General features: G+C 68.5%; 9 protein-coding genes and 1 pseudogene. 4 read left to right on the forward strand and 6 right to left on the reverse strand.

All coding sequences use genetic code 11. From position 1 onward, the window contains the following. Nucleotides 1-2: 2 nt before the first annotated feature. The 5 genes and pseudogenes from ettA to ASD25_RS17535 all read right to left on the reverse strand — a co-directional run. Nucleotides 3-1,354, reverse strand: a 1,352-nt coding sequence (gene ettA / locus ASD25_RS17520; RefSeq protein WP_235562779.1) for an energy-dependent translational throttle protein EttA, incomplete at its 5' end; no start/stop codon positions are given. 1 nt (nt 1,355) lies between these two features. After that, nucleotides 1,356-1,735 (reverse strand): annotated as a pseudogene (locus tag ASD25_RS32115) (ATP-binding cassette domain-containing protein); the annotation flags it as partial. Between the two features lie 285 nt (nt 1,736-2,020). After that, nucleotides 2,021-2,416 (reverse strand): hypothetical protein, encoded by a 396-nt coding sequence (locus tag ASD25_RS17525; protein WP_055832630.1) that lies wholly within the window; start codon nt 2,414-2,416, stop codon nt 2,021-2,023. Nucleotides 2,417-2,519: 103 nt separating this feature from the next. Continuing rightward, nucleotides 2,520-3,131, reverse strand: a complete 612-nt coding sequence (locus ASD25_RS17530) for a TIGR02466 family protein (RefSeq protein ID WP_055832633.1) — start codon at nt 3,129-3,131, stop codon at nt 2,520-2,522. A gap of 164 nt (nt 3,132-3,295) precedes the next feature. Continuing rightward, nucleotides 3,296-4,054 carry a tRNA1(Val) (adenine(37)-N6)-methyltransferase gene (locus tag ASD25_RS17535; protein WP_235561832.1) on the reverse strand — a complete coding sequence of 253 codons (759 nt, stop codon included), beginning with the start codon at nt 4,052-4,054 and terminating at the stop codon, nt 3,296-3,298. 116 nt (nt 4,055-4,170) lie between these two features. Between ASD25_RS17535 and ASD25_RS17540 the strand changes: the two genes are divergently transcribed. After that, entirely contained in the window at nt 4,171-5,187 is a 1,017-nt protein-coding gene (locus tag ASD25_RS17540; RefSeq protein WP_235561833.1) for a polyprenyl synthetase family protein, read from the forward strand. A 41-nt stretch (nt 5,188-5,228) separates the two neighbouring features. Here ASD25_RS17540 and ASD25_RS17545 read toward each other — a convergent pair whose 3' ends face one another. Further along, the gene (locus tag ASD25_RS17545; RefSeq protein WP_055832635.1) at nt 5,229-6,434 is read right to left on the reverse strand and encodes a pyridoxal phosphate-dependent aminotransferase; all 1,206 of its coding nucleotides are present in this window, start codon (nt 6,432-6,434) and stop codon (nt 5,229-5,231) included. A 151-nt stretch (nt 6,435-6,585) separates the two neighbouring features. Here ASD25_RS17545 and ASD25_RS17550 point away from each other — a divergent pair, with 151 nt between their 5' ends. From ASD25_RS17550 to ASD25_RS32120, 3 genes are all read left to right on the forward strand, one after another. Beyond that, on the forward strand, nt 6,586-6,987 hold the full coding sequence (locus tag ASD25_RS17550; RefSeq protein WP_055832637.1) for a host attachment protein: 402 nt from the start codon (nt 6,586-6,588) through the stop codon (nt 6,985-6,987). Nucleotides 6,988-7,062: 75 nt separating this feature from the next. Next, entirely contained in the window at nt 7,063-7,779 is a 717-nt protein-coding gene (locus ASD25_RS17555) for a TVP38/TMEM64 family protein (protein ID WP_055832640.1), read from the forward strand. 198 nt (nt 7,780-7,977) lie between these two features. Beyond that, on the forward strand, nt 7,978-8,045 hold a 68-nt coding region (locus tag ASD25_RS32120; RefSeq protein WP_235562780.1), incomplete at its 3' end, for a hypothetical protein.

The following is an 8,045-nucleotide window of genomic DNA, read 5'->3' on the forward strand; positions in this document are numbered from 1 at the left end:
GTCTAGCGCCCGAACTTCTGGAACTTGATCCGGTGCGGGATCAGGCTGTCGACGCCGAGGCGACGCTTCTTGTCTTCCTCATAGGCCTCGAAGTTGCCTTCGAACCATTCGACGTGGCTGTCGCCCTCGAAGGCCAGGATGTGGGTGGCCAGACGATCGAGGAACCAGCGGTCGTGGGAGATGACCACGGCGCAGCCGGCGAAGCCTTCCAGCGCTTCCTCGAGGTTCTGCAGCGTCTCGATGTCCAGGTCGTTGGTCGGTTCGTCGAGCAGTAGCAGATTGCCGCCGGTGGCCAGGGTCTTGGCCAGGTGGACGCGGTTGCGCTCGCCGCCCGACAGCTGGCCGACCTTCTTCTGCTGGTCGCCGCCCTTGAAGTTGAAGCTGCCGACATAGGCGCGGGTGTTGATCTCGCGCTTGCCGACCATCATCACGTCGGTGCCGCCCGAGATGACCTCCCAGATGGTCTTGTTGGGCTCGAGGTCGTCGCGACTCTGGTCGACATAGGCCAGCTTGACCGTCTCCCCGACCCGGATCGTGCCGGCGTCGGGCTGTTCCTGGCCGGTGATCAGGCGGAACAGCGTGGATTTACCCGCCCCGTTCGGACCGATGACGCCGACGATGCCGTTGGGCGGCAGTTTGAAGCTCAGGTCCTTGAACAGCAGTTTGTCGCCGTAGGATTTCTGCAGGCCGTCGGCTTCCAGCACGACATTGCCGAGGCGCGGGCCGGGCGGGATCTGGATCACGGCGTGGGTCTGGGCCCCGCGCATGCTTTCCTGCTCGTCGACCATCCGCTCATAGGCGGCCAGACGGGCCTTGGACTTGGCCTGACGGGCCTTGGCGCCYGAACGGACCCATTCCAGTTCGCGGGTCAGGGCGCGCTGGCGGGCTTCGGATTCCGACTGCTCCTGCACCACCCGCTTGGTCTTGGCCTCCAGCCAGCTGGAGTAGTTGCCCTCATGCGGGTGGCCCTTGCCGCGGTCCAGCTCCAGCGTCCACTTGGTCACCAGATCCAGGAARTARCGGTCGTGGGTCACCAGGATGACGCAGCCGGGGAAGKYCTCGAGGTGGTGCTGCAGCCAGGCCACCGACTCGGCGTCGAGGTGGTTGGTGGGTTCGTCGAGCAGCAGCATGTCSGGCTTGGACAGCAGCAGSCGGGCMAGMGCCACGCGGCGCTTCTCACCGCCCGASAGRTTGGTCGTCKCCCAGTCGTCSGGCGGGCAGCGMAGGGCGTCCATGGCCATTTCGATGCGGCTGTCGATGTCCCAGACGTCGCCGGCGTCGATCTTTTCCTGCAGGGCCGTCATCTCGGCCATCAGCTCGTCGGTGTATTCCTCGGCCATTTCCATGGCGATGGNATGTCCCAGACGTCGCCGGCGTCGATCTTTTCCTGCAGGGCCGTCATCTCGGCCATCAGCTCGTCGGTGTATTCCTCGGCCATTTCCATGGCGATGGCGTTGAAGCGGTTGACCCACTGCTTCTCCTCGCACCAGGCCTCGACGTTCTCGCGGACGTTCAGGCTGTCGTCGAGTTTCGGCTCCTGCTCCAGATAGCCGCGCTTGATGCCGTCGGCGGCCCGCGCCTCGCCGGTGAACTCCGTGTCCAGCCCGGCCATGATTTTCAGCAGGGTGGAYTTGCCCGAGCCGTTGACSCCRACGACGCCGATCTTGGCGTCGTTGTAGAAGCTCAGCCAGATGTTCTCGAAGATCTTCTTGCCGCCGGGGAAGGTCTTGGTCAGNACGACGCCGATCTTGGCGTCGTTGTAGAAGCTCAGCCAGATGTTCTCGAAGATCTTCTTGCCGCCGGGGAAGGTCTTGGTCAGACCCTGCATCTGGAAAATATATTGCTGCGCCATGAGGTGCGGTGCGCCCTTCGGTCTCGTCTGAATGGGGAGTAGGCGCGGGATGTAGCGACCCTCTGCGAGGAGGGCAAATAAGGCGGAAAAGGAGGAGCCTTCCGGGGTGATCGCGGACCGCGCGGCGCCCGGGGCGCGCGCGACTCGCTCAGCCGGGACCGCCGGCCGTCATCCCCGCGGGGGCGCCCCCTCGGCCCGACCGAGCCGGACCGGCCAGGTTACGCCGGGCGGGACCTCGGGATCGGGCAGGTAGCGCGCGCCGAGATAGGAGACGGCCAGCCACAGCGAGGTCCACAAGCCCCACATCACCACCGCCAGGGGGATGTCGGTGCTGGCGTCTCCCGCCGCGTCGATCTGGCCGATCAGACCGACCGCCGCCGCCGCCAGGGCGGTCGCATACACGACAATCCGCGACCAGGACCGGCACGCCAGCAGCGCCACGGATCCAATCACCAGCAGGGAGCCCGTCAGAAGCCACGGAAATTGGGGCACCCACATGCCGATGACCATGTGGAAGCCGCTGTAGAGCAGCAGGATCACACCGGTGGCGCGGGGCAGGAACATCAGCGGTCAATCAACGGGCGGGGTGCCCGGGCCCCCATAGTGAGCCGACAAGGTTGTCATCGCCCTAACCCACAGGCTTAACGGCGCGGGGGCTGCCCCCCCCTCAGGCGTAGTTGAAGCTGACCGAGATGCGTTCGGCCCGGGCGGCGTTCGGCGGCACCTCGTGGCGCAGCCAGCTTTCCCATATCAGCACCGTGCCTGCCTGCGGGGCCAGATAGACGAACGGCTTTTCGGCCTCGGGCGCGTCGGCATGGACGCCGGGGCGGGCCATCATCAGCGGCAGGCGCGGATCCTCCAGCTTCAGCGCCGAGGCGCCGTCGGGGACCTCGACATAGACCGTGCCGCTCAGGAAGGCGTGGGGATGGATATGGCCGCTGTGCCCGCCGCCGGGCTTGAGAATGTTGACCCACAGGTTGTCCAGCCGCGGCTTGCGCGCCAGATCGAAGTTCAGCGCCTTCGCATAGACCAGGGCGTGGCGGTCCAGCAGGCGCTTCAGCTCGGCGAACTCCGGCATCCGGTGCGGCAGGTCGGCGAGGGAGCCGTACGAGGTGTAGCCGCGATAGCCATGTTCGCGGCACCATGCCCGCCCGGCCTGATCCTCGAGGGCCAGGATGCGGCAGGCGTCGGCCAGTGCGGCGTTGAAGGTTTCGAAGCCGGGAGCGGCGGCCAGCGAGGCCTCATAGACCTGGGTGACGAAGAGGGGGCGCAGGGACATGGGAACACCCATACCTCTCCCTCCCCCTCGTGGGGAGGGTGGTCGCGCAGCGACCGGGTGGGGGACCGTCGCCGCGAACCGCCAGCGGTGGATGCTTCGACCTTCCCCACCCGGGCTCGGCTGCGCCTCGCAGTGCCTCCCGACTTCGGGGGAGGGAGAAGCGCTCACCACCCCAGCCCGGCCTCGCCCCGCAGGATCGCCTCCGCCCCGGCCGTATGCTTCGCCCCGCCGCGCTCATGCAGCACCAGCGGCGGCAACAGCCGCAGGGGCGCCTTGCCCGTCTTCACCGCGCCGACCAGCACCCGCTTGGCGGGTTCGTCCGCATACGGATGAATACCGCGCACGGCGAACGATCCGGCCTTTTCGCCCAGCAGGGCCAGCAGATCCGCCAGCCGGTCGGCGCGGTGGATGACCACGATCCGCCCGCCCTCGCGCACGCCCTTCAGCAGAAAATCCGTCCACGCCTTCAGCCCGTCGTCCGCCATCCAGGCCGCGCGCTTGCCGGGAGAGGGGGCCCGCAACGCGCTCGCGTCGTCGAAGAAGGGGGGATTCGACACCGCCCAGTCGAAGGGGTCGACCTCCAGGGCCCGGAACCCCGCCGCCACCTCGCCGGTCACGATCGTCGCCTGGGCTCCGTTCAGCGCCACGTTCTCCCGCGCCAGCGCCGCCATGGCGGGATCGCGTTCCAGCCCGGTCAGGGCGAGGCCCGGCCGCCGCGCCGCCATTTGCATCAGCACCGCCCCCGCGCCGCAGCCCGCCTCCAGCACCCGCTGCCCCGGCGCCGCGTCAATCGCGGCGGCCAGCAGCGCCGCGTCCATGCCCGCGCGATAACCCTTCGCCGGCTGGCGCAGCCGGACGCGGCCGCCCAGCAGGGCGTTCTCGACGATTTCGGCGCCGTCGGATTGAGATGGTGCGGCGGTCACGCGGCTTGACCCTTCATGGCCCGATCACCATTGTGCGCCGCATCGCCGCCCGGCAAGGCGGCGGCTGGATTTTCCGGTGCGATCCTCCCCCCGCGCCGCGCCGAACGAGTAATTCCTTGGACGTTGTCACCGTCGCCGATCCTCGCTCGAAGGGAGACGTCGAGCCGCTGGTTCGGCTGGCGAAGGGCGACATGGCGGCCGTCGACGCCCTGATCATCGCCCGCATGCAGTCCCAGGTCCCGGTGATTCCCCTGCTGGCCGACCATCTGGTCAGCGCCGGCGGCAAGCGTCTGCGTCCGCTGCTGACCCTGGCCGCCGCGCGCGCCGCGGGCGCCACAGGCGACATCGCCGCCGCGGTCAAGCTGGCCGCCGCGGTCGAGTTCATCCACACCGCCACCCTGCTGCACGACGACGTCGTCGACGGCTCCAACCTGCGCCGGGGCAAGACCGCCGCCCATCTGATCTGGGGCGCGCCGTCCAGCGTCCTGGTCGGCGACTTCCTGTTCGCCCGCGCCTTCGAGCTGATGGTCGAGACCGGCCAGATGCGCGCCCTCGGCATCCTCGCCCGCGCCTCGAGCGTCATCGCCGAGGGCGAGGTGCTGCAGCTGACCCGCGCCCACGACCTGAACCTGGATCAGGAAACCTATCTGCGCATCATCTCGGCCAAGACCGCTGAACTGTTCGCCGCCGCCGCCGAATCCGGCGCGGTCGGGGCAGGGGCGGGCGAGAAGGCGATTCAGGCCCTGCGCGCCTATGGTCTGAACCTCGGCCTGGCCTTCCAGCTGGCCGACGACGCCCTCGACTACGGCGGCGTGTCCGAGGACCTGGGCAAGAACGCCGGCGACGACTTCCGTGAGGGCAAGGTCACCATGCCCCTGTTGCTGGCCGCCGCCCGCACGCGCGGCCGCGAGGACGCCTTCTGGGAGCGCACCATCAACAAGGGCCAGCGCACCGAGGACGACTTCCGCCGCGCCCGCGAACTGGTCGTGGGCACGGGCGCCGTCAGCGCCACGCTCGACACCGCCCATCAATACGCCGACGCCGCCAAGGCCGCGCTGAGAGACCTTCCGGCGAACGAATGGCGGGACGCGCTGGAGCAACTGGCCGATTTCGCCGTGTCGCGGGCGGCCTGAGAGTCTCCTCCCCATGAGCGTCGCGAATGGGGAGGAGTCGGTTAGCGCAGCCCCGCGCAGAACCGCTGAATTCGCCCGCAAGCTTCCTCCAGCACGCTCTCAGACGTCGCATAGCTGATGCGGAAATAGGGGCTCAGGCCGAAGGCCGAGCCCTGCACCACGGCCACGCCCTCGGCGTTCAGCAGTTCGGTGGTGAAGACCTCGTCATTGTCGATGGTCACGCCCCCTTCGGTCGTCTTGCCGATCAATCCCTCGATCGAGGGATAGACGTAGAAGGCCCCCTCGGGCGTGGCGCAGCGGATGCCGGTCGCCTGGTTGAGCATCGACACGACCAGATCGCGGCGGGCCTCGAAATGGGTCGCCCGCTCGGCGATGAAGTCCTGCGGCCCGTTGAGCGCCTCGACCGCGGCCCACTGGCTGACCGACGAGGGGTTGGAGGTGGTCTGGCCCGCCACCTTGCGCATCAGGTCGATCAGGGCCTTCGGGCCGCCCGCATAGCCGATGCGCCAGCCGGTCATGGCGTAGGCCTTGGAGACCCCGTTCACCGTCAGCGTCCGCTCGTAGAGGTCCGGCGCGACCTGGGCGATCGTCCTGTAGTCGAAGTCGCCGTAGATCAGGTGTTCGTACATGTCGTCGGTCATCACCCAGACCTGCGGGTGGCGACGCAGCACGGCGGCCAAGGCCTCCAGCTCGGCGCCGGTATAGGCCGCGCCGGTCGGGTTCGACGGGCTGTTCAGGATCAGCCATTTCGTGCGGGGCGTGATCGCCGCCTCCAGCGCCCCGGGCTTCAGCTTGAAGCCGTCGGCCTCATGCCCGACCACGGTGACCGGCTCGCCGCCGGCCAGCAGCACCATGTCGGGATAGCTGACCCAGTAGGGGGCCGGCACGATCACCTCGTCGCCGGGCGACAGGGTGGCGACCAGGGCGTTGTAGATCACCGTCTTGCCGCCCGGGGCGACGTGGATCTGGCTGGTCTCGTATTTGAGCCCGTTCTCGCGGGCGAATTTGGCCGCCACGGCCGCCTTCAGCTCCGGCAGGCCGTCGACGTCGGTGTATTTGGTCTCGCCCCGGCGGATGGCCGCGATGGCGGCTTCCTTGATGTTCTCCGGCGTGTCGAAATCCGGCTCGCCGGCCCCCAGTCCGATCACGTCGCGCCCCTCGCGCTTCAGCTCGCGGGCGCGGGCGGTCACCGCCAGGGTGGCCGACGGCTTGACGCGGGCGAGGGCGGAGGACTGAAGGCTGGACATGGCGACTCCGGTGCGGAAGCCTTCTTACGCAGATGCGAAAGAGCGATCAAATGCGGCGCGGGTCACAGCCCCCGACCGTCCGGACGGGAGCGACGCAACCGCTCCATCTTCGGGACGTTCCGCCGGCCACAGAACAACCGGAGCCGTGCACATGAAACTTCCCAAAGGCGCTCTCGTGGCCGTCGTCGATGGAGAGAAGCTCGCGCTCTTCGAGAACACCGGACAGCCGCTGGACATTCAGCTGAAGACCCGGCCGACCCCGGCGATCGCGGACCGCGCCTCCGGCGCCGCCGGTCGTATTTCCAGCGACGCCAACCCCGACAATGACACCCAGGCCGAAGACGGCTTCGCCATGGGCGTCGCCGACGTGCTCAACAACTGGGTGCTGACCAACAAGGTCGAACACCTGCTCGTCATCGCCGCGCCCAAGACCATGGGCCAGCTGCGCAAGGGCTGGCACAAGGAAACCAGCGCCCGGCTGGTCGGCGAGATCGCCAAGGACCTGACGGGTCATTCCCCCGAAGACATCGCCGCGGCCATCGAAAAGGCCTAGGAATTGGGGCGGACCGGACGGGAGCGCCCGGTCCGCCCACTCGCCGCCGCGACGGCCGGATGCTAATCGGCGTCCATGCGCCGCCTGATCGACTTCATCCTCAACATGGAGGGCCGCCGCTGGCGGGCCGTGCTGGCGACGGCGCTGCTGCTCGGCGCGACGGTGGGCCTGCTGTTGATCGGCAAGAGCCAGTTCGGTCTGGCGGCCGAGGAGAACCTCGAGGCCTGGCTGCAGGGCTGGTCCGGGAGTCCCTGGGCCTTCGCGGCCACGGTGGTGCTGTTCATCGCCGCCGCCTTCATCGGCGCCCCCCAGTTCATCCTGATCGCCGCCTGCGTCGTCGCCTTCGGACCGTCGCTGGGCTTTGTCTACAGCTGGGCCGCCACCGTACTTTCCGCGGGCGTCACCTACTGGATGGGACGCGGGCCGACGGCGCGGCTGGTCGACCGGTTTGGCGGGCGCACCATGGGCCGGCTCAAGGGTTTCGTAGGCAAGAACGCCTTCTACGCCAGCTTCATGATCCGCAATGTGCCCTCGGCGCCCTTCATCGTCGTCAACATGGCCTTCGGCGCGACCCGCGCCTCCTTCTGGCGTTTCCTGGCCGGCTGCGCGCTCGGCGTACTGCCCAAGACCGCCCTGGTGTCCTTCTTCGGCGGGGCGGTGGTCTCGGCCGTCAGCGGCGACGGAGTCTGGACCTCGCTGATCCTGGCGGGTGTGGCCGTGGTCTGGCTCGGCCTGATGCTGGGGGTGCGTGAGCTGGTGAAGCGGCGCGAGGCGGCGTCGGGGGCCGACTGACAGCCGGTCACGGCTTCGACAGCGGCGCCCGGAAGGGCTTGTATTCGCCGTCACACACGGGCAAACGAGCCGTAAGGTCGGTCAGGCGATAACGATCAGGAGGCGGTGCGTGGGGATGCGCRTSGCCGGGGCGTCGCCGAAGCGGATCGAGACTGACSMACGCCCCTCCAAGGCCCGAACGAACGGTATCCCGGACCCATGTTCTCCAGCATTTTCGGCGCGATCTCCAACGACATCGCCATCGACCTCGGCACCGCCAACACCCT

The organism is Brevundimonas sp. Root1423 (assembly GCF_001426805.1).